Here is a 25,337-nt window from a genome sequence, read left to right on the forward strand (position 1 = left end):
AATGGGAATATGTAAGCGAAAAGACTCGTAATTTGGTATAAAATATTTATTTTCATTTAAAAAGAAACGCTCTATAATAAATCGTTAGATGCTTAGAGAGAACAAGGATTGAAAGGGGACACGAATGGATACACCCATATATCGTACAGCTATCGCTATACTCATTGTCATTCTACTAGGCGGATGTACCTGGAAACAGCAGCAACATTCAGCTCAACCAGAACCTGCAAAGCCAGTATTGTCAGGAGAGTACTTTATGACTCACCACTTAATGACAGATCAAGGCATGATCCGGACCTCGCTTGCGGAGCAGCCTACTTACTTATCAGAATCGCTCGGACTTTGGATGGATTATCTTGTTAGAAAAAAAGATCAAACATCTTTTGATCAACAGGTAGACGTCCTGCGCACTCAATTTTTACTGGAACATAATCTTCTTAGCTGGCAAATCGAATCTCATCAAAAAAGCAAAGTCAATGCTTTAGTTGATGACTTACGTGTAGTAACAGCACTTCAAAAAGCAGATCAATTGTGGCAGAAGTCAGTGTATCAAACCACAGCCAAAAAAATCGCAAAAGCGTTAAAAGACAAAAACATGTTCAAGGGTATGTTGACCGACTATTATGATGCATCGACAAAGCAAACTTCACATACAATCACACTTTCATATCTTGACCCAAAAGCAATCAAAGAACTAGTATCCCTCCACCTATTCACAGAACAAATGATGAACAACCAATTGGCCATTCTAAAAAATGCACCGAGACAAAAAGGATTTTTTCCAAAATCCTATGACATAGCGAAAAAGGTCTACTCATTTGATCAGGAAATCAACTTGATCGACCAACTTTATACGGCTCTTTATGCTGAACGTGCACAGGTTGATACAACAGTCATCATGAAATGGCTGAAAACCAACTTCCAAAAGGAAGGAAAACTGTATGGACGATATAAACTGAGCACATTACAGCCAGCAGTGACGTATGAATCGCCTTCAGTCTATGCATTGGTGATTTTATATGCACTCAAACAAGGAGAAGATGATTTTGCAACAGACGTCTATCACCGAATGAAAGAGCTGCAAATCCAAGATCCTCTCAAGCCTTATTACGGAGGCTATATGAACGAAAAAGATACACACTCATTTGATAATTTATTGCCTCTAATTGCAGAAAGGGAGCTTCTAAATGAAAAGGTTATTCAGTAACACCTATCGCACGTATTATACGGTGCTCCTCACGTTTGCGGGACTCATTTTATTTATGGGCTACTTGAATGGACGTGATGCGGAGAGTGTCATGATCATCACACTCACATTTGTCGTGATAGGATGCGGCATTTTATTTGGTATTTTGCCAGCATTGGTTTTTACTTTGTTGATTTTGTTCTTTATAGGAAGCGGGATGTTCTTTACAGAGCTTGGTCACACAAATTCACTCTTTTCTCATCAAACGTTGCAAGATGTCGTGATATGGGGCGTGGCGCTTCTCTTTTTTGCTATTTCTGCTGGAAACGTGCATGAGCGAATAAAAACGATGCGTTACACCATTGACCAACAAAAGAGGGCCATCAAACAATTTGTAGCGATTGACTCAACCACAGGATTTGACAATGCAGAGCGGATGAGACTCGAGTTGTCTGAGGAAATGAAACGAGCAGAACGATACAAACAGCCATTCGTCTTTATCCTTCTTCATATGCACTACTCAGCGGAATTCAAAACATTATATGGAGAAAAAGAAATGCAACATCTTTTCCAGCAACTTAGTATGAAGATTCGCGAAAGTGTGAGAGAAACCGATAAGAAATTTCGATTATCCGAAGAACGAATGGGTCTCTTGCTCACTCACACACCTGAAGAAAATGTCTCGATCGTTCTTGATAAGCTAAAGGACAAACTGCAAACGCATGTCCTGCTAAATGGCCGTGAAGTGACCTTAACCTTTCATGTCTGTCATTTAACAAGCAGCTCGGATTATCGGACACCAGAGCAATTTTTAGAAGAACTAGAAAACGAGATGATGATGAATGAACTTTAATGTTTTGACGAAATGTTGTTTGTTAATCGTTCTTTTCTCTATGCTTTCGATCAATGACAGTACATCAGCCAGTGCACTTGAGAAAGAGTCCAGGACCCTCATCGTCTATTCCACACAATCAGGTGAGACAACGCCAACTGTTCATATGCTTGATGTACTTGTGGGGCATTTTTCCACACGAACGACCATTTTATCTGATGAACAAATCACTGAAAAGAACCTCAATGACTCTCAGCTAGTTATCTATATAGGTGAAGAAAAGAGAACGTTGAAATCACAAACCATTCGTCTCATAAACGAATCAAAACGCTTAATCGCAATAGGATACAATGCGGAACAGCTTCGTCCATTCTCCAAGCTTACTTTTCACAAACAAGATCACATCAGTCAAATCAAAGATACTGATGATCAAGAATACCGTCAGCTAGAGAGAGGAATCACAGCTCAGACGGTTCAAGGGACAGATCTGCAACGTAAATTCTTATTGAAGAAAAATCAAGCTGAACAGCCATTTGTGATTCAAACAAAAGAAGGTGCGGCATATGTCGGAATGCTAAATATCCTTCAGCACGACAAGCTGCTTGCAGAGGTGCTGGAAAGTCTCCTGCCGTCTTCTAATCAAACGACGACAAAGTACTTACAGATTGGGAAGATTAACCCCGTCACGGATGAGAAGAAGTTACTTGAACTTGGACGATACGTAACAGCTCGCCATATCCCTTTTCTGCTGGCGGTGACCCCTATATGGATTGATCCAGCAACAGGGGATGAAGTGACGCTCAGTGACCGGCCTAAACTTGTCCACGTGTTAACACAATTGCAAAGCAATGGAGCTAGTGTCGTTCTTCATGGGTTTAGCCGTACGTATCGAACGGAGGAGTCGGGTAAAGGCTTTGAATTCTGGGATGTAAAGTACGATCAGCCCGTTACGTCAAATGAACCAGAGAAAGCTGATCAGCAGCTGAACAAAAGCTTTTTTCCGAATGAAAAAGATTTTAATGCGTATATCACATCCAATCAACATCAAGAAGCCATCTATACAGAAGAAAAGCTGACAAAAGGCATTGAACTGCTCGCGCAGCAGGGGTTATATCCGCTTGCATTTGAAGTGCCGAATGATGCCATTTCCCTGCAAGGCTATGAAGTGATTTCCCGCCATATGTCCAGTCTATTTGGGCAGGTGCAGCTCTCAGACCGTACATGGAAATCAAGTAGTGAATCACCATTTTTGTCGACACCCGCCATGCTTCATGGCATGACTTTATATCCTGAACAGTCTATAGATACAGCGTCTGACCAAGAAGGTGCAAACATACTGACTGAGCAAACAATTCAATCCATGCAGCATATCCAATCCGCCGCCATTGGGCTGTCCTATGATGTGGAAGCGGAGATAGATGGGCTGCAAGATGTAATCACACAAATGGATGCGATCCCTTCTAGTGAATGGCTAGATTTAAAGAAAACAAAACAGACTGTTCAAACTCAGAATGTCCAGATCAAAACAGCAGGAAATGGACATATTCAAATAGAGCAATCCAATATAGCTGAACCAAAAACAAACAAACGAAGCGGGATGGAAAATATGCTTCGAATACTCACAATGGTGGTGCTGCTCTTTATTGTGGCATTTGCTTTTTACACATTGTATTTAAGGCTGACGATGAAAAAACGGATCTTTAAGGAGAGAAAATCAGGTGGCTGATATCTTATTTTACCTATCATTAATACTGATTTGGATCATGCTCCTATATCATATGTTTCTGATGCAGGGAGGCTTTCAGCACTATTTAACTTACGAAAAAGTGCTGCCTAAATGGACGAAACAAGGGAAAGATCTGCCGACCGTCAGCATTCTCATTCCAGCACATAATGAAGAAGTGGTCATTCGGCAGACGCTAAAAGCCATGGTCCAGTTATCCTATCCCAAACACCTTCTTGAAATCATTGTGATTAATGACAATTCCTCTGATCGTACAGGGGAGATTGTGCAATCATTTAGTGAGCAATACGATCATGTCCATATGATTGAAACAAAGCCGCCATTTGCAGGGAAGGGGAAATCTACTGCACTGAATGAAGGCTTGAAGGCTTCGACAGGAGACGTTATTTGTGTATACGATGCAGATAATATGCCTGAAAAGAAAGCCGTCTACCATTTGGTTCTTGGATTATTGAATGATCCTAAAGCAGGTGCTGTTGTCGGGAAATTCAGGGTCATCAATGCAGCCAAAAACCTCCTGACAAAATTCATTAACATAGAAACGATCTGCTTCCAGTGGATGGCGCAAGGCGGGAGATGGAAATGGTTTGGCATTGCGACAATACCAGGCACCAACTTTGCGATCCGTCGGCACATTTTAGAAGAGCTTGGCGGCTGGGATGTCCATGCACTAGCTGAAGACACTGAATTAACAATTCGTGTGTATAATCTGGGCTATGTGATTCGGTTCTTTCCTGCTGCGATTACATGGGAACAAGAGCCTGAAACATGGAAAGTCTGGTGGCGGCAACGAACACGCTGGGCTAGAGGCAACCAATATGTTGTGCTCAAATTTTTAAGGCAGTTTATGAAATTAAAAAGAAAACGAATGATTTTCGATTTATTTTATTTTTTCTTTACGTATTTCTTATTTTTCTTTGGTGTACTGCTCTCCAACGGCATTTTTATCGTAAACTTATTCGTTGATCTTCACTTATCTGTGGGAGCTGTCGCACTCATCCTATGGGGGTTAGCCTTCTTCCTCTTTTTAACAGAAGTGATGATTACGTTAAGCATAGAGAAAACAGAGCTGACCAAACAAAACATTCTCATTGTCGTTCTCATGTACTTTACCTATTCCCAAGTATGGATTGCGCTTGTTGTGTACTCCTTATGTGTAGAGGTGAAAAGCCGATTATTGAAACAAGAAGTGAAATGGTACAAAACCGAGCGTTACAATCAACAACAAAAGAAAAGCGGGTGACATATTGAAATCGTTAAAATGGTTGATTTATATATTAGGATTATCCTTAGCGATCCAGCCTTTTTTCATGGCAGGTCAAGCAATGGCGCAATCCAACCGAGTTCAAGTCAAAGATGATTGGGTTCAATCTTCAAAAGAAAACAAAACAAAAACGCAGCATCTATCAGAAGACGTAGTGACCTTATATGGACAAGAAGACCGCACTGAATTTACCTATCAAGTGGATCAGGAAAAAACAGAGTCAAGCACATTGACGTTCAATATAGAGGCTTCACCATTATTGATTTCACCTTCCTCATTCACTGTTATGATTGATGGAGAGATCGAAAAGACCATCCCTGTATCAGGGAAAAACCAGAAGAAGTCGATTCAAATCAAGTTGAACAAAGCACAATTGAAAGAAGGTACTCACCGCATTCAGGTCACCTTTTATGGTGTTTTAAAAGAAGGCGTGTGTATCAACCAAGACACACCTGCTAATTGGCTAAAAGTGTATCCTGAAAGTGAACTTACATTCAAAGGAATCCAGACAAAAGATTTCACATTAGATAGCTTTCCATCACCTTTTATTCAAACAGGTGATCAGAAAGAACAGACAGATATTGTAATTCCTAATTCACCGGATGCAGCTGAATTAGAAGCGGCCATCAAAGTATACCGTACGTTGAAAAACAAAGATCGCCAAAAAGAGATCAAACTTATCCAAGAAAAGGACATCAAGCAAGTGGCGCACCCAACGATTGCTGTGGGAGCTAAAGGAAGCTGGGATGGACGGATGAAATCGATTGAACAAGCTGCAGGAATTAAAACAAAAAGCAGTCATCTTACGGTAGCGATGAGAACTTTGACAGCAAAGAAAACAGAACAGCCCATTTTATTTGTGACAGCGGAAAAGCCTGTGACAATCGCTGGAAAAATCAATGTTCTGACTCAGTCAGAATTAACGGATCAACTGACTGGAACAGACCTAGTGCTTCAAAAGGCTGCAGCTCAAACGTCTAAACCATCTTACAAGATTCCTTTGAAAGATTTTGGCGGAGATGATGTCACGGTTGGGACCAACAAGACGGTATCCGACCACTACTATTATCCGAAAGCGCTACTGGCTAACCAAAAATCAGGTGCAAAGCTCAATCTTTCATTCAAAAAATCTGATACAGCGGCAAGCAAAACAGAACGGTTAACTGTTATGATCAATGACGAACCGCACGACGTACCATTAACAAAACTAGGCAGCAAAGATGCGAATGGATTCTATCATGTCTCGATTCCAGTCGATTCAAAGATACTTCAAAAAAATGAATATATTGATTTGCAATTTGTCACAAGTGGTTTTAAAAACATGGAATCTTGCAGACATACGGATGAAGAAGGCTGGATATTCATTGACAAAGACAGCTCTCTTCAAATACCAGAAGGAACAACGAGTGAAAAGCCAGATTTAGCCGCATGGCCGCTCCCGTTCACTTCGAAAAATACATTGATCATCATACCAGATCAAATCAAACGTGAAACAATCAATCAAATGGCCATGTTGACGGAATCTTTTAGTCAGCCAGAAGTAGCTCAATATCATTTAATGAAAGCTTCTCAAGTGACAAATGAACAATTGAAAAATCACCCTCTCATTTTCATCGGAGGCATTCAAACATTCTCTCTTCTGAAAGAAAAAGCAGCCGATCTCGTTGTTCCGGTGAAAAAGGATCAGTATGATGTATCTTCTTTCGGCATGATCAACGAAACAACGGCTCGAATTGTATGGACGCAGCCATCTGTTTGGAATAAAGAACAGACAATGACAGTCTTTTCAGGAATGACTGCAGCTGAAGCTAACGTGTCAAATGAAGTAATACAATTTCTTCAAACAAATACAGAAAAAGCAACAGTTGCAATAGAGAGTAAAAACAAAGGCGTGTTTACTAATCATCAATCCGTCAGTAGCACATCGAGCAGTCTGAAAACAAGTGAAAAACAAAGCAGTAGCGAGTCTTGGATTTACTTTGCGTGTATCGCTGCACTCATCCTTTTGGTGCTTGTGATGATTGTCTATTTCGTACGAAAAAACCGTAAAAAGACTGAGTTCTAAACGATCAAAAGACCTTGAAAAAATCTCTTTACTTTGGTGTCAAACGGGAGTATGATCTCTTTTATAAAAGACCAATCGCTGAATCATTTCGATGAGCGGGGGAACCAATTGTGGTGGTATAAAACACCACGTGGGGTGAATCCTTTTAAGGTAGGGCAAAATCTCATGCGCCCGAATCCGTCAGCTAACCTCGTAAGCGTTAAAGAGAGCAAAGACCAACCTGTGATCTAAACAATAGGCACAGGGGCATTCTATTGCCTCTGTGTCTTTTTGGCGATCCAAATTTTGTAACTCAAATCGTTTGACACTAAAGGAGCGGGCATCACATGTACAGTTTGATGAAGCGTATTTTAATTGGTAAACCATTAAAATCACAGGCAGCAGGAGAACAAAAACTATCAAAAATCAAAGCTTTGGCATTATTGTCATCAGACGCATTGTCGTCAGTCGCATACGGTACAGAACAAATCTTAATTGTTCTATCAGTTGTTAGTGCGGCAGCGTTTTGGTACTCACTCCCGATTGCAGGTTGTGTATTAATTCTTTTAATGGCGTTAATTCTATCTTACCGCCAGATTATTTATGCTTATCCAGAAGGCGGCGGGGCGTATGTCGTCTCCAGCAGAAACTTAGGTGAAAAACCAGGGCTGGTTGCTGGTGGATCATTACTCGTCGATTACATTTTAACCGTAGCAGTGAGTATTTCTGCTGGGACCGATGCAATCACATCGGCTTTTCCAGCTCTATATCCATATCATGTCATGATCTCAATCGTATTAGTCCTAGTGATTATGGTGTTAAACCTTCGTGGACTGACAGAGTCGGCATCTATTTTGGCTTATCCTGTGTACCTATTTGTCTTTTCATTGCTCATTTTAATTGGGGTGGGCGGGTTTAAACTATTAACTGGGCAAGTGCCGCCAGCACCTGAACATACAGCGTTTGGTACACATGTATCAGGCATCACGTTATTTCTTTTATTAAAGGCATTTTCGTCTGGCTGTTCTGCTTTAACTGGTGTTGAAGCGATTTCTAATACAATTCCATCCTTTAAAAAACCAGCTGCACAAAATGCAGCGAGAACTTTATTGATGATGGGGGGATTACTGGCCGTTCTATTTGTAGGAGTGACATTGCTTGCGTTTGGTTTTGGCATCTCGCCAAAGCCAGAAGAAACGGTTGTGTCACAGATTGCATCAGACACTTTTGGACGGACATTTTTCTACTATGTCATTCAAGCTGTCACAGCTTTAATTTTAATATTAGCGGCAAACACAGGTTTTTCAGCTTTTCCATTATTGGCTGTCAACTTAGCAAAGGATAAATATATGCCGCGCATGTTTACAGTGAGAGGAGATCGGCTCGGTTATTCCAATGGTATTATCTTTTTAGGTGTAGCTTCTATGCTGCTTATTTGGTTATTTGATGGGAAAACGGAACACCTCATTCCACTTTATGCTGTCGGTGTGTTTATTCCATTTACCTTGTCTCAGACAGGTATGTGTGTAAAGTGGATTCGTGAAAAACCACAGGGATGGAAAGTGAAAATGCCTATCAATATCGTAGGAGCACTTATTTCATTTACGGTTTTCATGATTCTCATTTTGACCAAGTTCCATCTTGTATGGCCGGTATTTGTTTTCATGCCAATTGTTCTATTTATTTTTTATTCTATTAAGAAACATTATCTGTCTGTTGGAGAACAATTACGTTTATTGAATGAAACCGAGCCTGTCGAAATCAAAGGGAATGTGGTCATCGTCCCAATAGCAGGTGTCACACGTGTCGTCGAACAATCTGTTCAATATGCAAAATCCTTATCAGACCAGGTCATAGCGGTTCATGTATCGTTTGATAAAGAGAAAGACAAGAAAATTGAAGCTGATTGGGAAAAGCTGAATAGTGATGTGCGTCTTGTGATTTTACATTCGTCTTATCGAAGTCTCATTCACCCGCTTGATAAGTTTCTTGAAACGATTGAAGCGAAAGCAAATGCGCATCAATATAGAGTGATGGTACTCGTCCCTCAATTTATTCCGAAAAAAAGATGGCACACCATTTTGCATAATCAATCTGCTTTCTTATTAAGGTTCCGTTTATTATGGAAACGGGATATTGTTGTCGCCACTCTTCCATATCACTTTAAAAAGTAACAAGAGCAAGTTGAAACGTTTGATCAAAAGGGTGCGGTGGTATGGAGTAAGAAAAAAGGAGTTTTCTCACATGCCGCAAAGAACCGCAGGAAAAGAAGTAACAGCGCTACTGGAAGAGTGGGGCGTGAAACATATTTATGGAATGCCCGGCGACAGTATTAACGAATTAATCGAAGAACTAAGGCATCAATCAAGCAAAATTCAATTTATACAAACAAGACATGAAGAAGTGGCAGCACTTTCAGCAGCAGCTGATGCGAAACTAACAGGCAAACTTGGTGTTTGTTTATCAATTGCTGGGCCAGGTGCTGTCCACTTATTAAATGGACTATACGATGCAAAAGCGGATGGTGCACCTGTATTAGCGATTGCAGGGCAGGTTGCCTCAACTGAAGTAGGCAGAGATGCATTTCAAGAAATCAAATTAGAGCGGATGTTTGACGATGTTGCTGTCTTTAATCAGCAAGTACAAACAGCAGAAGCTCTGCCTGACTTATTGAATCAAGCCATCAAAGCTGCTTATACCCATAAAGGGGTGGCGGTTCTCACTGTCTCAGATGATTTATTTTCTCAGAAAATTAAGCGGAGTCCCGTTTATACATCACCTCTTTATGTAGAGGGAGATGTGCGGCCGAAGAAAGATCAACTGCTAAAGGCTGCTCAACTCATTAACAATGCGAAGAAGCCAGTCATCTTAGCAGGAAAAGGATTAAGAAATGCAAAAGAAGAACTTCTTTCGTTTGCAGAAAAGGCAGCTGCACCGATCGTCATTACACTTCCTGCAAAAGGTGTTGTTCCAGACAGGCATCCATACTTTTTAGGGAACCTAGGTCAGATCGGGACGAAGCCTGCATATGAAGCGATGGAAGAGTGCGATTTATTAATCATGCTTGGAACCTCCTTCCCATATAGGGATTACTTACCGGAAGACACACCTGCCATTCAATTGGATATCAAACCGGATCAGATCGGTAAAAGATATCCAGTTGAAGTGGGGATTGTAAGTGACAGTAAGACTGGTCTTCATGAACTAACATCTTATATTGAATATAAAGAGCAGTGCGGTTTCCTTGAAGCTTGTACAGAGCATATGATGAAGTGGCGAGAAGAAATGGATAAGGAAAAATCTATTGCCACATCACCGCTTAAACCGCAGCAAGTCATCGCTAGATTAGAAGAAGCGGTCGATGATGATGCCATTCTTTCAGTTGATGTCGGTAATGTGACGGTATGGATGGCACGTCATTTCGAAATGAAGCAGCAGGATTTCATTATTTCCAGCTGGCTTGCCACAATGGGCTGTGGGTTACCTGGCGCAATATCAGCTAAATTAAACGAACCAAACCGCCAAGCCATTGCTGTCTGTGGTGACGGAGGCTTCACGATGGTGATGCAAGATTTTGTGACGGCGGTAAAATATAAACTGCCAATTGTCGTTGTGATCTTAAACAACAACAACCTTGGTATGATTGAATATGAACAACAGGTAAAAGGCAACATCAACTATGGTATAGAGCTGGAAGATATTGATTTTGCAAAATTTGCAGAAGCATGCGGTGGTAAAGGAATCTCGGTGTCATCACATGAAGAACTAGCACCAGCCTTTGATCAAGCACTTCAAGCTGAGAAACCTGTGATCATTGATGTTGCGGTGACCAATGAACCACCGTTACCTGGTAAAATCACGTACACACAAGCAGCAGGCTTTAGTAAATATTTATTGAAAAAATTCTTTGAAAAAGGTGAGCTGGATATCCCTCCGCTCAAGAAAAGCCTTAAACGCTTTTTCTAAACAGCAGGTAGTCGGTCTTCTAATTAGAAGACTGACTTTTTTTGTTGAATAGGTAAAATCATTTCAATTGTCACTTGTTTTCTTCTATATAAAAATATACAGACTGGATTTTTTGCAACTTGAAGCCTATTTTTCCAATTCGGTGAGAAAGGTAAAATAGACTTTATGATCAATAATGGAGGGAGTGGCTTAATCTGGGCAAGATACTTGATGCAAAAGCACTAACCAGTGCCATGGATACAAGGGCAAAACACTATCAGGAACTCCGTGAACAAATGATAGATTTAAAAAAGGCACTTCAAGGTGTTGCCAATCTCGGTGACGACTTCACTGGAAAAGGTGCCGATAACATTAAAAGCTTCTACAAAGAACTCGCCGGAAATGTGGACATGTTTATTAGCTTCATTGATAAACAAAAAGCCTTTCATGAAGGTGTTTCTGGGACACTTGATGATACAAACTTTGGCGGCGACACCTTTGTAGAAGAACACTTTTTAGACAACGCTGTACATATGGGAATCAAGAATGCCAAAAGCATCGTGAAGGATCAAAAAAAGGCACTCAAAACGATTTTTCAAGATATTGATGACCTCATTTCTCTGGAAGTATTTGATAGTAAAACCTTTGACGAAAAGATTGCAGATGCGGAAGATGAACGGAAGAAAACGGTTAAAGATTTAATAGAACTTGATCAAAATCTAAAAGATGAATATGCTTTGTCAGAGACTGAGGAGAAGGCTACAATGGCATTGTACGCAGAAATGATCAATGCCACAAATGACGGAAAATCCATTTCGCCTATGAATTTTGATAAGAAAGCGTATCAAAATAGCGAAATCTACAAGGCAAAAAGCGATATTGAGAAGCAAACTTCTGAATATCTAAAAATCAAAAAAGATCAAGAAGAAGCCCGCAAGATTGCAAAGGAACAAGAAGCACTCGCCAACCGTCCGTGGTATGAAAAAGCTCTTGATTACGGAGGAAATATCGTCAATGAACTGACAGGCGTGAACGATGCAAAACGTGCCGCAACAGGTGTCGATCCGATCACAGGTGAAGAACTCACCGCAGGACAGCGAGTCGCCGCAGGCGGCATGGCAGCAGCAGGCTACATCCCGATTGTCGGCTGGGCAGGCCGGATTTTCAAAGGCGGTAAAGCCGTTTATAAAACGACTCAAGCCACCTCAGCCACAGTAAGAGCGGTCGACATTTACAAGACATCACAGAAGTCTTTCGATGCGTTGAAAACATCACAAAAAGGCTTATATGGCCTCACCGCAACAAACGGCTTCAGCGAAGTGATTACGGGTCGAGATATGTTTGGAAATAAAGTCTCGAAAGAACAACAGGAAGCTAGTATGAATGCGGCACTGGGGATGCTTTTGCCATTTGGTGCGAAAGGGTTTCATGGTAAGATGGGAATCAAGAAAGGTGAGAAAAATCCTTTATCTCCAGGTAATGGATTAGCTACACATGAATCCAGAGGTGGGCACTTAATAGAGAGACATGTTGGAAAAACAGATGAAGAACTATTAGAAAGGCTGAAAAGTAATCCTAAAATCACGGGTTCTTCTACTTTTAACGATAGAATGACAGCAGAAAGAGTTGCTGATTCAGTTCTGGTTGATCCTAAGAGTGTTGATAAAATACAAAAGTGGTTATCCGACCCCAACAGTAGACCTACATTACCATTAAAATATAAGGGTGATGGAGAGGTAATTGGAAGAAGTGTTTCGAGAAATTCAGAAGTAGTTGAGAATGTTACAAATGCAAAAATTATACTGAAAAAAGATGAGAATGGCGGTTTTATTTTAACAGGATACCCTGTTAAATAGAAAGAAGGGTGATAAAATGAATGAGAGTTACAGTTATTTAGAGGAGTTAGAAGATTTTTTAGGTGGGACATTTCATCAGGATATCGATTCACCAGAAGAAGCGTTAGAGGAGTTTATTCATGAAGCTACTAAAGAATGTCTGCTATCTACTATAAAGGATTGTCAGGATTTTTTGGATGGTACTTTAACAATTGAAGAAAAAGAAAGCTTTATCGAAAATAATGCAGAAATCTATTTTCCGGCGATCTCATTAAACCCTATACAGTGGTTTAATAAAATAATAGAGGAAATGAAAGAAGCAGTGAAAATGAAGTAACAAAATGATCCTTGATCGGCCAATGCCTTTCAAGGTTTTTTGTGTTTATTGGCCTTCATACCGAGAAAAAGCCGACAAAAAGGGGGAATAAAATGGGGACCTTTTTTCCTGTGTGAATCATTGTATGATTAAGACAAGCAAAACGAATATTTTGTCCAGAAGGAAGAACCTGCGGACGCTGATCATTGAGCACTCTAAGTGCCTTGATTGGTGTCCGCTTTTTTTATTGGGAGATGCGTCTTTCCCTTATCAATGGCGTATCTGGATACGGAACAAAGGTGTTGAGGAATGTGGCCATACGAGAGGGACATTCTGAGCCTGGATAGCAGCTGGTCTGCGGCAGCCGTATCGAGGACAGTTTTTCATTTTAATTGATGATTGACTGTACTTGGCATCCTCTCGGAGTGTAGTCATCATTTCAAAATCTATTTAAGTGAATAGCGTAAGTTGGTGTTGAGGGGAAATAAATACTGAAGTAAAAGCTACTTTACCAAGTAGAGCAATTAAAAAAGCTGAAGAATTAGGATTTAAACCACAAACAAAAGAATTTAGTGATTTCATCAAAAAATATGTTGATCCAAGAAATATTCCACCTTCAGTTATTGAAGACGCTATAATGAATACGAAAAAGATACTTGGTAATAGAAGTGGAACGTTTGTTCATGAGACACTGGATGTCAAAGTTATTATAAATGAAGCAGGCGATGTTATCAGAGTTATACCGAAATAATTAATAAAAGGGTGAATACGAATGTTTATTAAGTATGATGAATATGATCTATTAGAACTTTTTCAAAGTGAGCCGGTGAGTATAACAAGCAATATAGATGATGGAGAATTAATTTATACTTACAAAGATGACCAAAATTTCAAGGTGATTTTAACTTTAGATGTATATAAGCAAACGAGTAGTCTAAGTATTACATTTAATGATTCTATAGTATTTACAGGTGATTTTAATAATGTAACAAGTATAAAAAAAGATGAAAAAGCTATGGTATTGAACGTGGACGAAGAAGAGAGGTTAAAAGTTAAATTTTATAAACAAGTTGGAGTGGAGTTGCTTTAAAATAGCCTTATTGTATTAGAAAGAAATATAAAACAATTATGATATTCTCTCAGATAAATCAGTAGGTGAAGTAGTTGTTACTTCTAAATATAATGTTATTGTTATCATACCTTGACTGGCTATAGCCTTTCAAGGTTTTTGTGTTACTGGCCTTCATACCGAGAAAAAAACGATAAAATGGGGATTTTTTTCCTGAGTGGATCATCGTATGATAGAGACAAGCAAAACGAACGCATTGAGCACTATTGAGAAGCAAACTTCTGAATATCTAAAAATCAAAAAAGATCAAGAAGAAGCTCGCAAGATCGCAAAGGAACAAGAAGCGCTAGCCAACCGTCCGTGGTATGAAAAAGCTCTTGATTACGGAGGAAATATCGTCAATGAACTGACAGGCGTGAACGATGCAAAACGTGCCGCAACAGGTGTCGATCCGATCACAGGTGAAGAACTTACCGCAGGCCAGCGAGTCGCCGCAGGCGGCATGGCAGCAGCAGGATACATCCCGATTGTCGGCTGGGCAGGACGTATTTTCAAAGGCGGAAAAGCCGTCTATAAAACGACTCAAGCCACGTCCGCCGCAGTCAGAGCGGTCGACATTTACAAGACATCACAGAAGTCTTTCGATGCGTTGAAAACATCACAAAAAGGCTTATATGGACTCACCGCGACCAACGGCTTCAGCGAAGCGATTACGGGTCGAGACATGTTTGGAAATAAAGTCTCGAAAGAACAACAGGAAGCGAGTATGAATACGGCGCTTACAATGCTTTTACCGTTTGGATCGAAAGGTTTTCGTGGGAAGATGGGGATTAAGAGTACGAGTGAACTTAAGCATCCGGTTTTAGATAATCCAAGAGTAGGTAGTGCATTAAAAGATGATTTTTATCATAGATTTAATGATATTATTGACAACTATGCAGTTCATTCTAAAAGATTTGATTTGCCGAATAGAAGAGGACATATGGATTCGTTGTATCAAATTGAGGGATCAATGGTTAAGTATGAGACAAAGTTTGTAAAAATTAAGAATAATGCACCTGAAATGATACAGTCGAAAGAGATAAGAAATGGCGTGTTTGAATGGGTTGTAGATCCAACAACTAACAAAGTAACCCATAGAACTTTTATACCTGACGGCAAAGTTACAGGAAAAATAAATCAATGGGGGAAATAAAAAATTGTATAAAATTGAAATAATCAAGAAAAGTGGATTTGAATGTAATTGGGCTACGTTGTTTATTGGTAGACAGTATAATTTAATTCCTGCCTTAGAAGTAACAAACTATGCAGTGGAATATCTAGAAAATAACCCTCATGATGATAACGAGCTCATTCTTGAATTAGCGTGGGAACAAGAAGAAGTAAAGGTAGATGATATACTTGAAAGCATAATCTCTGATAATTCTTCGGAAGACATGACGAGAGAATATCATAAGTGGCTATATAGTATTATGAAAGAAGCGTATACTCACTCAACTGATGATACCATCTTTGAAGAAATTGAACATATTTTCTCAGTCTTTCACACGCCCGAAAATATGTATGTTTTTTTTAGAGAAGTATCAGACGCATTTTATTATCCCCATGATTCACAAAAAACAATGAAAGAACTTGTAGAAGAGTTTTTAGAAAATGAAAAACAATTGATTTTAAATAAGTAGAGAACTTAAAGAAAACGATGGATAAATAAGCCATCGTTTTTTCGTACATAAGATTGTTTGTCTAATGACCTTTCTCTTGAGCATAGGGATTTTCATGCAATTGCAGAAGTCCTTTGGTGATTGAATTCTACGTGGAATGTTATATATAGGATCATTTTATAAAATTTTGAAAGAAACGGTGAAAACATAGATTGACAATAAAATAAGTATCATATCCGAGAAATTTGAAAATAAAAATATGGGTGAACTCGTAGAAGGAATTACGATTATCATAGATAGAAAATTTCACCTTGATTTTTCTGATAAAATCAAGGTTTTTTAAACTGTAAATTCACTTTCATACCAAATCACCCCACACATAATTGGGAATCATATGTTAAACTAACCCAATCACCACAAAAAAAGGGGAAATAAACCATGCTATGGATTTTCACACAAAACGAACAAAGTTTCGTTAATGTTCACGAAGTCACAGTAACCGGTAAAAAGATTGAAGGGTTTATCGCAGGCAGTGATTCTTGGGTCAAGACGCTCGGCAAGTATGACTCAAGCGATCGAGCATCAGAGATCCTTCAAGACATTGTGAAAGTAATTGAAAAAAACCCAAATGGTACAATGACCTATCGAATGCCTCAGCAGTAAAAAAAGAAACCACCTTTCCATCGCGAAAAGGTGGTTTTGTTTATGAAGGTGTTTTGGTAAAGGCTAAAAATAACGGGATGCCTGTGCCGACAAGTGTAGTGGCGAATAGGAACATACCGCAAATGAATAGAAAATGACTGGCTGAAAAGACGAGTGCCAGAATGAGAAACACGATGCTGAGTCCTGCCATGCTATATGATGGGACAAAGCGGCGTTTATATGTGGCTTTCTTTGTTAGGAATGAGAAGAAAATGCCAAATAATAAAGGGACAATCCATAAGTAAAATAAAATAATAAGAGACATACATCATACCTCGATTTTTTCCTTCTATTTTATCAGATGCCAATCACAACGGATACTACAAAGCTTCACTTTGTAAAATAGTTCATGCAATCGACACAATTAAGTGGGCTGATTGATCGAATTCGTTTTTTGTTTCATATATTCAGGCTGTAAAAGTGCGTACACACAGTGATCGGCAAAGTGGTCGCCTAGCCATTCACATTGTCTTAATATGCCTTCAAGTGAAAAAGATAAACGCTCTGCGATGCGTCTGCTTTTTTGATTATCAACAGCGGCCCTTATTTCAATGCGATGCAGACCGCACTCTTCAAATAAATAGTGAATGACCGCTTTGCATGCTTTTGTCATGATGCCTTTTCCTTGATAGCCTTCCCCGAGCCAATAGCCAATGGAAACCGTCCGATTAATCCAATGAATTTGGTGGGTGCCAATGATACCAACGAGTTCTCCATGTGACCAGATTCCAGCCTGAAAACCATTGTTTTGCAAAGCTTGCTGCATGGCACCTTGAATAAACGCCATGCTGTCTTCTTCTGTCTGCGTCGAATCGACCCATAGCATCCATTCACGTAAGTGCTCTCTTGAGCGTTGGATGAGCAGATACAGACTTCTCGCGTCTCTTGGTTCAAGCAGCCGCATGGATAGATCTTGATCCTGATAAAAAAACATGTGATCACATCCTCTCAAGGGAAATTCTACCACAACCCGATATAAAAGACAGCCTAATCACTGTCTTTTACATAAACGTATCCACAATTAAAAACACATTAAGTGCGACAACAAGAGCTGCTATCACCCAAGATATTCCGGTTACCCAGCGAGCATTCGTCAAATCGCCCATAATTCGTTTTTTACTTGTAAACAAAATGAGCGGAATTAAAGCAAACGCAATTCCAAAGGATAAGACCACTTGACTCATCACAAGCGCAGATGTCGGATTGACTCCAGATGCAATGATCGCAATAGGTGGAATGATGGTAATCAGCCGGCGGACATACAGCGGGATTCGGTACTGAATAAAACCTTGCATAATAATATCGCCTGACAGTGTACCGACAGAAGAACTGGAAAGCCCGGCTACAAGCAGACCTACACCAAATAAGATCGCTGATACAGGACCTGCGAGAGTTCCAAAATGCTGAAATGCTACATCTAAATCCTCAACAAAAAGACCATTTTTAAAAAATAAAGCAGCTGCTACAATCAACATGCTGGCATTGATGGCGCCAGCAACTACCATCGCAATGAGGATGTCTAAAAACTCAAAACGAAAAATCAGCTTTTTCTCTTTTTCCGTTCTGCCGACGACTCTTCTTTGCGTTAAGGCTGAATGGAGATAGATCGCATGCGGCATCACCGTAGCGCCTAAAATACCAGCGGCAAGCAGTACGCTGTCTGTCCCTTCAAACCTTGGAATGAACAGTCCACCGGCGACACTTGCAAGATCAGGTTTGGCGACAAAGGTTTGTACAGCGAAAGCAATCACGACAACAAACAGCATGCCGGTAATTCCTGCTTCTAACGCTCGATAACCTCGTCTTTGGAGCTCTAAAATGGCAAAAGAACCGATCGCTGCAATAATCGATGCTTCAAGCAGCGGGATACGAAAGAGTAAGTATAAACCAAGGGCAGCCCCGATAAATTCGGCTAAATCTGTGGCGATAATGACGAGTTCACCCTGAATCCATAAACCGATCGAGACTGGTTTTGGAAACTCTTCTCGAGCAATTTCAGGTAAATTTTTCCCTGTTGCGATTCCAAGCTTTGCAGACAAAGACTGGATGAGTAAGGCCATGAGATTGGATATGAGAATGACCCATAACAGAAGGTAGCCATATTTCGAGCCAGCTGCAATGTTGGTCGCAAAGTTTCCTGGATCAATATAGGCAATGGCGGCGATAAAAGCAGGCCCGAGAAAAGGAAGGAGCCTTCTAAATCCCTTCACCTTTCCTTCAAGTGCACGCTCCGCTGCCACTGACATGTGGGCCTGTGCCTCGATGTATTTGTTTGTCATATGTCATCACCTAGATTCTACAAAGTTTTGCTTTGGCACAAAAAGTTTCCTCGATGCAATTTTTAATCATCATATGCCCATCTTCATGAAAAGTCAACTATCTGAACTAATAGGTTTGTTTATCATATGTAAGGGAAAAAAATAGATACCTTGTCAATCAACACATAAAAAACACCGCCTCTTATCTTAGGCGGTGCATCCTCTGCTTCCTCTTCTTTTGTATCGTTTTTTAAGAAACCCTTGATCCAACGCTGCGGAAGATCAAGCTTAAAATAATGACGAAAATGGCTGCTCCTAAGATCGCTGGAATGATCGCAAATCCTGCCAGACTAGGACCCCACGTTCCAAGTAATCCATGACCAATCCAAGCACCTGCAAGCCCAGCAATCATTGAACCGATCCAGCCTCCTGGTACACTGCCTCCAGCGAGTGCACTCCCAATGAGACCAATGACAATCGCCACAACTAATGAAATCAGAAATCCTAACATGTTGATCACTCCTCTTTTGTTTGTTTACTAAGCAATAACCGTTTTAAAAGAGATTAAAACCTTTCGGAACCGCTTCAATGTTCGATACGTATGATGGACAAGGATTGTGTATAATAACAGACATATACTTGAACGGCATCTAAGGAGGCAAATGGCATGGAGGAAAGAGAGTGGCTAAAAGCACAATTAAAAGAGATTGAAAAATGGGAGAAAGACCAGCAAAAGGTATGGTTTTGGGAGAAACTTAGCCGGCTTCCATTTCAAATGCTGGACAAGCTGACCCCTGCCTTTATTCAAAAGAAAATCGGTGTGTTATTAGATGAGATGGGGCACTACATTCAATCAGGCGGTGTCTATTTGACGTCAGAGAAAGGCATTATTCATCAATTTCAAAAGAAATGTGCTGATGAATCGATTCAGCGTATTGAAGATATTGAGGCGGCTCCGATTGAGATCATGGATGCCATTAGTGATCAGATGGGGAAAAATCGAACAAACCTCGCCACTGTACAAGGTGCGACAACAGGTGTCGGAGGTATGTTTACATTAGCGGCAGATATTCCGGCTGTCCTCGGTCTCTCTTTAAAAACATTACAGGATATCGCCGTCACCTATGGCTATGATCCGAAAAATAAAGAAGAACGAGTCTTTATCATTAAATGTTTACAGCTGAATTCTGCTGACGTTGTTGGGAAAAAATCAATATTAAAAGAGCTGAAGAGCTATCATGCATCAGAAGGGAAGCACGAAAACATGATCTCTCAAATTCAAGGATGGCGTGAGGTCGTATATAACTACCGTGATTCGTTTGGCTGGAAGAAGCTGTTTCAACTTGTCCCAATTGCGGGGATTTTGTTTGGTGCAGCGTCCAACCGCTCACAGTTAAAAGGAATTGCCGAAACAGGCATCATGCAATATCGAAAGCGCAGAATATTAACAAGATTAGAGGAGCTCGCTCAGCAAGAACAGCGTGACTCCGGCGCATAAAAAAATCCCTCTCTAAAAGGGATTTTTTATTTGGTCTCAGTATCTTCTTCAAACGTTTGAATCGGAGAATATTCATAGCGTGCCCGGAGCTCGCGGATTTGTTTGATCAAGGTGGAACCGATGATCCTTTCTGCTTCATCATATAAAGGATCGAGCGCCTTCATCCATTTTTGCCGCTCTGCTGGTGTTAATTCGTGTATGGCAATTGGAGATTCGCGTTTAATATCCTCCAGCTGATCCTTATTCATCTGTTCTGCATGTTTTTCGTTCCATGCCGTTGTTTCTTCCATCGCTTCGAGTAAAATTCGCTTCGTCTCAGGTGTTTGACGATCAAAAAAGGATTGATCTGTTAAGACGACATACCCTAAATATCCGTGATTACTGATCGTCATATAGTCTTGTATATGATAGAATTTTTTTGAATAAATATTTGAAATTGTATTTTCTTCACCGTCTACTTTTTTTGTTTCTAGCAGCTGAAATGTTGAATTAAACGATTCCTGATAGGGTTTTGCGCCAAGAAGCTTGAATTGCTTTTCAATCATGTCACTTTGCATAATACGGAGAGATTGCTTTTTTAAATCACTAGGCTGCTTGATTGGGCCTTTATTCGAAGTGATTTGCTTAAAGCCATTTGTCCAGTAGGCCATTCCTTTTAGTCCGTCTTTTTGCAGTGTGCCGAACAGTCTCTGTCCAATCGCACCATGTAACCCTTCTTGGACAGCATCGTAGTTAGAAAAGGCAAAGGGCAGATCAAGTGCCAGCCATTCAGGGGACAGCATGCCGAGCTTTGACGTAGACGGAGCAATAAATTGAACTTGATTCTCTTTTAGTGCATTAATTTCTTCAATATCAGAATAAAGACTCCCGTTTGAAAAGATTTGAATGCTGATCCTGCCGTCGGATTTTTCATGAACAAGCTCAGCAAATTTCTTTGCAGCCAGCCCTTTTGGGGTATTATCTGCGACAACATGGCTGAATTTGAACACAAGCTGATCCTTCAGCCCAGTCTGTTCATCGTCGAAGGTCGTCGCTGATTTAGGCATCATATGATAAAAGCCAAAGTATAAAGCGGTTACAAAACCGATGATGAGCAATAGCGTATAGGCGAGTAAATTCTTCATGCGTCAGATCCCCCTTATGTCAAGGATACTTGACAGAGGAAGAATTCGTAAAGATACAGGTGAAAAAATGATGAGAAATCGACTGAAATTACAACAATTATCTATTAGATGGAAACTCACCATCCTCACATATTTCGTTGTCATTTTTGCCCTTTTAATCGGAGGAATTGTTCTGGTCGGGGGAATTCAGCAAACAGAGGAACGAGAACTTCGAAAAAGGCTCATGAACACGGCAAGAACAGTGGCTGAGATGAATGAGGTAAAGCAGGCATTGGATGATCAGACAAAGGAGCGTGCTCGGTTGCAGCATGCCATTGAAGAGATTCGGATTATCCAAGATGCTGACTACATTGTTGTCATGGATATGGATCACGTGCGATTGACACATCCAGTAAAAACAAGGATAGGCCAGCGCTCTGAGGGGACAGATGAAGAACCTGCTTTTGCAGAGCATATCTATTTCTCAGAAGCACAGGGAGAGCTTGGCACAGCCATTAGAGCCTTTTATCCAGTAAAAGATGAAAAATTTAACCAAACAGGGGTTGTACTAGTCGGAAGAACATTGCCGAGTATGGCAGATATATTAGGAGAAATGAAGCAGGATATCCTCATGATCCTTTTGCTGACGCTCAGCTTCGGGCTTGTCGGTTCATTTTTGCTCGCCCGTCATATTAAACAGCAAATGTTTAAGCTGGAGCCACATGAGATTGTCAGAATGCTAGAGGAACGCACTGCTACCTTTCATTCCATTAATGAAGGGGTCATTGCCATTGATAACCAGCACATGATCACCATTTTTAATGAAAAAGCAAAGCAAATTTTCAGCGTGACAGGTGATGTAGTGGGCCGAAATATTTGGGATGTGCTATCAGATACAAGGCTTCCAGAAATCATTGACCGCGCAGAACCCGTCTACAATGAAGAAATTCATATGAGCGGAAAGCGGATCATGAGCAGCCGAATTCCGATTGTGATGAAAAAGAAAATCATCGGAGCGGTTGCGATTTTTCAGGACCGGACAGAGGCAGCCAAATTGGCGGAGGAATTAACCGGGGTGAAGAACTTCGTTGATGGCCTGCGGGTGCAAAATCATGAACATATGAATAAGCTTCATACAATTGCGGGATTAATTCAGCTGGGGAAAGCCGATCAAGCACTCGATTTAGCGTTTCAAACGACCGAAGAACAGGAGCATGTGACGGACTTTCTCCACCGTGTGATACAGCATGACGCAGTTGCTGGTTTATTGATGAGCAAGATAAGAAGGGGCAAGGAGCTTGGAATCAAGGTTGAAGTAGATGAAAATAGCAGTCTGCGCGATTTCCCAGAGCGGCTGGATCAGCATGATATGACGAAGCTACTTGGCAACCTGATCGAGAACGCCTTTGCCGCGTATGATACTGTAGAAAGAGACACAAAACTCATTTCTATTAGTATTGATCAAACAGAGGATGTTCTCGCGATCTTAATTGAAGATTATGGATCTGGAATAGAAGAGGACATGATTCCTCATATTTTCGACAAAGGCTTTACTCACGGTAAAGAAGGCGGAACAGGCTACGGACTGTATATTGTAAAAACGATTATCGACAAAGGAATGGGAAATGTAGAAGTCACATCAAGCATCGGCATTGGTACCACCTTCTCAATCGAATTCCCAATGACAATAGAGGAGAGAGACAGATGACTCAGATTAAGGTGCTATTAATTGAAGATGACCCGATGGTGCAAGAAGTCAATAAAGAGTTCATTAAGAGTGTCCCTGGCTTTCAAGTTGCGGCTGTAGCAGGAAATGGCGAGCAGGGCATCCAGCTGATCAAAGACATTCGCCCAGATCTTGTGGTGCTCGATGTGTATATGCCTAAAAAAGATGGCGTCAAAACACTGCAAGACATCAGAAAGCAAAAGATGCAGGTGGATGTGATTGTTATTTCGGCAGCAAAGGACAAAGAGACGATCGGCACCATGCTTCAAAATGGTGCCCGAGATTATATCATTAAGCCATTTAAGTTTGAACGGATGAAAGAATCTCTTGAAAGCTATAAAGCGTTCAAATCAAAAATTCGTACCGCAGCAGAATTTTCTCAAGAGATGCTCGATGATATCATACGAAAGCCTGCGGTTAAGCAGGAAGAGACATGGCTTCCTAAGGGGCTGAATGTGCATACGATGAATGAAATTAAAGCCTATATGCGTCTGCAAGAAGGAGCACAGTCTGCAGAGGAAGTCGCCAATGCACTTGGGATTGCACGTGTCACGGCACGCCGTTATTTAGACTTCCTTGTAAAAGAAGGCGAGCTGAAATTAGATATGCAATATGGCGGGGTCGGACGCCCTGTGAATAAATATATCGTACATTCTGACTAAGAGACCAAAAAGACCAAAATGTACGATATGTCCATAAGCTTCACAGCCTTTGATGAAATCGCTATCATTTACCTACAGATAACAGTTAAGCGTTTACATCAAAGGGTGAGGGAGTTGATTTTTTATGAAGAGGCTATTGAAGAACCTGACATTTCAGGTCATTGCAGCTGTCATTATCGGGATCATTGTTGGGATGGTTTGGCCAAACGTCGGGAAAGAAATGAAGCCGCTTGGTGACACATTTATTAATGCAGTGAAAATGGTCATTGCACCCATTATTTTCTTAACCATTGTTCTTGGAATTGCCAAGATGGGGGACATGAAAAAGGTTGGAAAAGTTGGGGGAAAAGCTTTTATCTATTTTGAAGTTGTGACGACGCTTGCGCTTGTCATCGGACTGTTTGTGGTCAATATCATGAAGCCGGGAGCAGGTCTTGACTATAGTAAGCTTGAAAAAGGGGATGTCTCGCAATATACCCAAAATGGGGGACAGGGTATCGACTGGATGGAGTTTGTCACACACATTGTGCCATCTAACATGGTAGATGCCTTTGCAAAGGGAGATATTTTACAGGTCTTATTCTTCTCTATTTTATTCGGTGTTGCACTCGCTGCACTTGGCGAGAAGGGGAAAGGCATCATCGAATGGCTTGATAAACTGTCGCTTGTCTTCTTTAAAATCATTGGTTACATCATGCGTGCCGCGCCATTAGGGGCATTTGGAGCAATGGCTTATACAATCGGACACTTCGGTTTAGCTTCAATTAAACCACTAGCTAGTCTGATGCTTTCCGTTTATATGACGATGTTCCTGTTTATTTTCGTCGTGCTGAACATCATTTGTAAAATGTATGGCTTCAGCCTGTTCGGTTATCTCCGTTTTATCAAAGATGAAATTTTAATTGTTCTTGGCACAAGTTCGTCAGAATCTGTCTTGCCAAGAATGATGGATAAAATGGAACGCTACGGGTGCTCTAAGTCGGTCGTTGGACTTGTCATTCCGACAGGCTATTCCTTTAACTTAGATGGAACCTCAATCTACTTGTCCATGGCCGTGGTCTTCTTAGCACAAGTGTTTGGGGTGGACCTATCCATCGGACAGCAAATCACGATTATCCTTGTTCTGATGCTCACATCAAAGGGAGCAGCTGGAGTCACAGGAAGCGGATTTATCGTGCTAGCTTCTACACTTGCTGCACTTCAGGTTATCCCGCTAGAAGGTCTTGCACTGCTATTAGGGGTCGACCGTTTCATGAGTGAAGGAAGAGCGATTACGAACCTGATTGGAAATGGAATTGCTACAATTGTTGTAGCGAAAAGTGAAGGGGAATTTGACGAAGCGAAGAGTAAAACAGCGCTTCAGGAAATGCGAAATATCAAGCAGGCTGTTTAGTATAAAAACAACCAAAAACCGAAACCTTATGTCTACATGGGGTTCGGTTTTTTCTTGTGTAAAAAAAGAAAAAACATAAAAGCTTGATTAATTTAGGAC

Annotated in this window: 21 protein-coding genes, 1 pseudogene and 1 riboswitch; of the genes and pseudogenes, 17 read left to right on the plus strand and 5 right to left on the minus strand. The window is 40.7% G+C overall.

Going from position 1 to position 25,337, the window contains the following annotated elements; genetic code table 11:
- Positions 1–124 precede the first annotated feature (124 nt).
- The 13 genes and pseudogenes from MHI58_RS02405 to MHI58_RS02465 all read left to right on the plus strand — a co-directional run bounded on the left by MHI58_RS02405 (position 125) and on the right by MHI58_RS02465 (position 16,559).
- Complete coding sequence (locus tag MHI58_RS02405) at positions 125–1,207, plus strand: glycosyl hydrolase family 8 (protein WP_045035035.1); 1,083 nt, start codon at positions 125–127, stop codon at positions 1,205–1,207.
- Positions 1,188–2,039, plus strand: coding sequence for a GGDEF domain-containing protein (locus tag MHI58_RS02410; RefSeq protein WP_024720232.1), 852 nt, complete (start codon positions 1,188–1,190; stop codon positions 2,037–2,039). Before MHI58_RS02405 ends, MHI58_RS02410 begins: the two co-directional genes overlap by 20 nt.
- Positions 2,029–3,744: a DUF2334 domain-containing protein gene (locus MHI58_RS02415; RefSeq protein WP_045035036.1), complete on the plus strand. Its 1,716-nt coding sequence runs from the start codon at positions 2,029–2,031 to the stop codon at positions 3,742–3,744. The genes MHI58_RS02410 and MHI58_RS02415 overlap by 11 nt, the downstream gene beginning before the upstream one ends.
- Entirely contained in the window at positions 3,737–5,005 is a 1,269-nt protein-coding gene (locus MHI58_RS02420) for a glycosyltransferase (RefSeq protein ID WP_039166140.1), read from the plus strand. The genes MHI58_RS02415 and MHI58_RS02420 overlap by 8 nt, the downstream gene beginning before the upstream one ends.
- 4 nt (positions 5,006–5,009) lie before the next feature.
- Entirely contained in the window at positions 5,010–7,091 is a 2,082-nt protein-coding gene (locus tag MHI58_RS02425; protein ID WP_045035037.1) for a cellulose biosynthesis cyclic di-GMP-binding regulatory protein BcsB, read from the plus strand.
- A 66-nt stretch (positions 7,092–7,157) separates the two neighbouring features.
- Positions 7,158–7,305, plus strand: a riboswitch (cyclic di-AMP (ydaO/yuaA leader).
- Positions 7,306–7,417: 112 nt separating this feature from the next.
- The gene (locus MHI58_RS02430; protein ID WP_035703793.1) at positions 7,418–9,244 is read left to right on the plus strand and encodes an APC family permease; all 1,827 of its coding nucleotides are present in this window, start codon (positions 7,418–7,420) and stop codon (positions 9,242–9,244) included.
- 70 nt (positions 9,245–9,314) lie between these two features.
- Positions 9,315–11,036, plus strand: coding sequence for a pyruvate oxidase (locus MHI58_RS02435; RefSeq protein WP_045035038.1), 1,722 nt, complete (start codon positions 9,315–9,317; stop codon positions 11,034–11,036).
- Positions 11,037–11,230: 194 nt separating this feature from the next.
- Positions 11,231–12,871, plus strand: coding sequence for a ribonuclease YeeF family protein (locus MHI58_RS02440; RefSeq protein ID WP_082472960.1), 1,641 nt, complete (start codon positions 11,231–11,233; stop codon positions 12,869–12,871).
- 16 nt (positions 12,872–12,887) lie between these two features.
- Entirely contained in the window at positions 12,888–13,187 is a 300-nt protein-coding gene (locus MHI58_RS02445) for a contact-dependent growth inhibition system immunity protein (protein WP_045035324.1), read from the plus strand.
- A gap of 751 nt (positions 13,188–13,938) precedes the next feature.
- On the plus strand, positions 13,939–14,256 hold the full coding sequence (locus MHI58_RS02450; protein WP_045035323.1) for a hypothetical protein: 318 nt from the start codon (positions 13,939–13,941) through the stop codon (positions 14,254–14,256).
- Positions 14,257–14,500: 244 nt separating this feature from the next.
- Positions 14,501–15,430 (plus strand): annotated as a pseudogene (locus MHI58_RS02455) (pre-toxin TG domain-containing protein); the annotation flags it as partial.
- 4 nt (positions 15,431–15,434) lie between these two features.
- Positions 15,435–15,917: a DUF2247 family protein gene (locus MHI58_RS02460; RefSeq protein WP_041507159.1), complete on the plus strand. Its 483-nt coding sequence runs from the start codon at positions 15,435–15,437 to the stop codon at positions 15,915–15,917.
- 417 nt (positions 15,918–16,334) lie between these two features.
- A complete protein-coding gene (locus MHI58_RS02465) occupies positions 16,335–16,559 on the plus strand; it encodes a hypothetical protein (protein ID WP_024720475.1) in 225 nt (74 codons plus the stop codon).
- A 40-nt stretch (positions 16,560–16,599) separates the two neighbouring features.
- Here the strand turns inward: MHI58_RS02465 and MHI58_RS02470 are convergent, their stop codons facing one another.
- From MHI58_RS02470 to MHI58_RS02485, 4 genes are all read right to left on the minus strand, one after another.
- Positions 16,600–16,863, minus strand: a complete 264-nt coding sequence (locus MHI58_RS02470; protein WP_008346966.1) for a hypothetical protein — start codon at positions 16,861–16,863, stop codon at positions 16,600–16,602.
- 99 nt (positions 16,864–16,962) lie between these two features.
- On the minus strand, positions 16,963–17,532 hold the full coding sequence (locus MHI58_RS02475; protein ID WP_008346964.1) for a GNAT family N-acetyltransferase: 570 nt from the start codon (positions 17,530–17,532) through the stop codon (positions 16,963–16,965).
- A gap of 67 nt (positions 17,533–17,599) precedes the next feature.
- Positions 17,600–18,877: an Nramp family divalent metal transporter gene (locus tag MHI58_RS02480; RefSeq protein WP_041507157.1), complete on the minus strand. Its 1,278-nt coding sequence runs from the start codon at positions 18,875–18,877 to the stop codon at positions 17,600–17,602.
- Positions 18,878–19,106: 229 nt separating this feature from the next.
- On the minus strand, positions 19,107–19,367 hold the full coding sequence (locus tag MHI58_RS02485) for a GlsB/YeaQ/YmgE family stress response membrane protein (protein WP_003214275.1): 261 nt from the start codon (positions 19,365–19,367) through the stop codon (positions 19,107–19,109).
- A gap of 156 nt (positions 19,368–19,523) precedes the next feature.
- Between MHI58_RS02485 and MHI58_RS02490 the strand changes: the two genes are divergently transcribed.
- Positions 19,524–20,354 (plus strand): EcsC family protein, encoded by an 831-nt coding sequence (locus MHI58_RS02490; RefSeq protein WP_045035105.1) that lies wholly within the window; start codon positions 19,524–19,526, stop codon positions 20,352–20,354.
- Positions 20,355–20,380: 26 nt separating this feature from the next.
- Here the strand turns inward: MHI58_RS02490 and MHI58_RS02495 are convergent, their stop codons facing one another.
- Positions 20,381–21,478, minus strand: coding sequence for a TRAP transporter substrate-binding protein (locus MHI58_RS02495; RefSeq protein WP_045035106.1), 1,098 nt, complete (start codon positions 21,476–21,478; stop codon positions 20,381–20,383).
- Between the two features lie 82 nt (positions 21,479–21,560).
- Between MHI58_RS02495 and MHI58_RS02500 the strand changes: the two genes are divergently transcribed.
- From MHI58_RS02500 to dctP, 3 genes are all read left to right on the plus strand, one after another.
- Positions 21,561–23,165 (plus strand): sensor histidine kinase, encoded by a 1,605-nt coding sequence (locus MHI58_RS02500; protein ID WP_162837050.1) that lies wholly within the window; start codon positions 21,561–21,563, stop codon positions 23,163–23,165.
- A complete protein-coding gene (locus MHI58_RS02505) occupies positions 23,162–23,845 on the plus strand; it encodes a response regulator (protein WP_039166112.1) in 684 nt (227 codons plus the stop codon). Before MHI58_RS02500 ends, MHI58_RS02505 begins: the two co-directional genes overlap by 4 nt.
- Before the next feature lie 124 nt (positions 23,846–23,969).
- Positions 23,970–25,238 (plus strand): C4-dicarboxylate transporter DctP, encoded by a 1,269-nt coding sequence (gene dctP, locus MHI58_RS02510; protein ID WP_007496516.1) that lies wholly within the window; start codon positions 23,970–23,972, stop codon positions 25,236–25,238.
- Positions 25,239–25,337: the final 99 nt, after the last annotated feature.

This window comes from Bacillus sp. FSL K6-2869, assembly GCF_040869405.1.
Lineage (GTDB): Bacteria > Bacillota > Bacilli > Bacillales > Bacillaceae > Bacillus > Bacillus altitudinis.

Bases quoted from the DNA above. Each gene is read 5' to 3' on its own strand.
- MHI58_RS02405 (WP_045035035.1), top strand. From the start codon at position 125: ATGGATACACCCATATATCGTACAGCTATCGCTATACTCATTGTCATT.
- MHI58_RS02410 (WP_024720232.1), top strand. From the start codon at position 1,188: ATGAAAAGGTTATTCAGTAACACCTATCGCACGTATTATACGGTGCTC.
- MHI58_RS02415 (WP_045035036.1), top strand. From the start codon at position 2,029: ATGAACTTTAATGTTTTGACGAAATGTTGTTTGTTAATCGTTCTTTTC.
- MHI58_RS02430 (WP_035703793.1), top strand. From the start codon at position 7,418: ATGTACAGTTTGATGAAGCGTATTTTAATTGGTAAACCATTAAAATCA.
- MHI58_RS02435 (WP_045035038.1), top strand. From the start codon at position 9,315: ATGCCGCAAAGAACCGCAGGAAAAGAAGTAACAGCGCTACTGGAAGAG.
- MHI58_RS02445 (WP_045035324.1), top strand. From the start codon at position 12,888: ATGAATGAGAGTTACAGTTATTTAGAGGAGTTAGAAGATTTTTTAGGT.
- MHI58_RS02450 (WP_045035323.1), top strand. From the start codon at position 13,939: ATGTTTATTAAGTATGATGAATATGATCTATTAGAACTTTTTCAAAGT.
- MHI58_RS02465 (WP_024720475.1), top strand. From the start codon at position 16,335: ATGCTATGGATTTTCACACAAAACGAACAAAGTTTCGTTAATGTTCAC.
- MHI58_RS02470 (WP_008346966.1), bottom strand. From the start codon at position 16,863: ATGTCTCTTATTATTTTATTTTACTTATGGATTGTCCCTTTATTATTT.
- MHI58_RS02475 (WP_008346964.1), bottom strand. From the start codon at position 17,532: ATGTTTTTTTATCAGGATCAAGATCTATCCATGCGGCTGCTTGAACCA.
- MHI58_RS02480 (WP_041507157.1), bottom strand. From the start codon at position 18,877: ATGACAAACAAATACATCGAGGCACAGGCCCACATGTCAGTGGCAGCG.
- MHI58_RS02485 (WP_003214275.1), bottom strand. From the start codon at position 19,367: ATGTTAGGATTTCTGATTTCATTAGTTGTGGCGATTGTCATTGGTCTC.
- MHI58_RS02490 (WP_045035105.1), top strand. From the start codon at position 19,524: ATGGAGGAAAGAGAGTGGCTAAAAGCACAATTAAAAGAGATTGAAAAA.
- MHI58_RS02495 (WP_045035106.1), bottom strand. From the start codon at position 21,478: ATGAAGAATTTACTCGCCTATACGCTATTGCTCATCATCGGTTTTGTA.
- MHI58_RS02505 (WP_039166112.1), top strand. From the start codon at position 23,162: ATGACTCAGATTAAGGTGCTATTAATTGAAGATGACCCGATGGTGCAA.
- dctP (WP_007496516.1), top strand. From the start codon at position 23,970: ATGAAGAGGCTATTGAAGAACCTGACATTTCAGGTCATTGCAGCTGTC.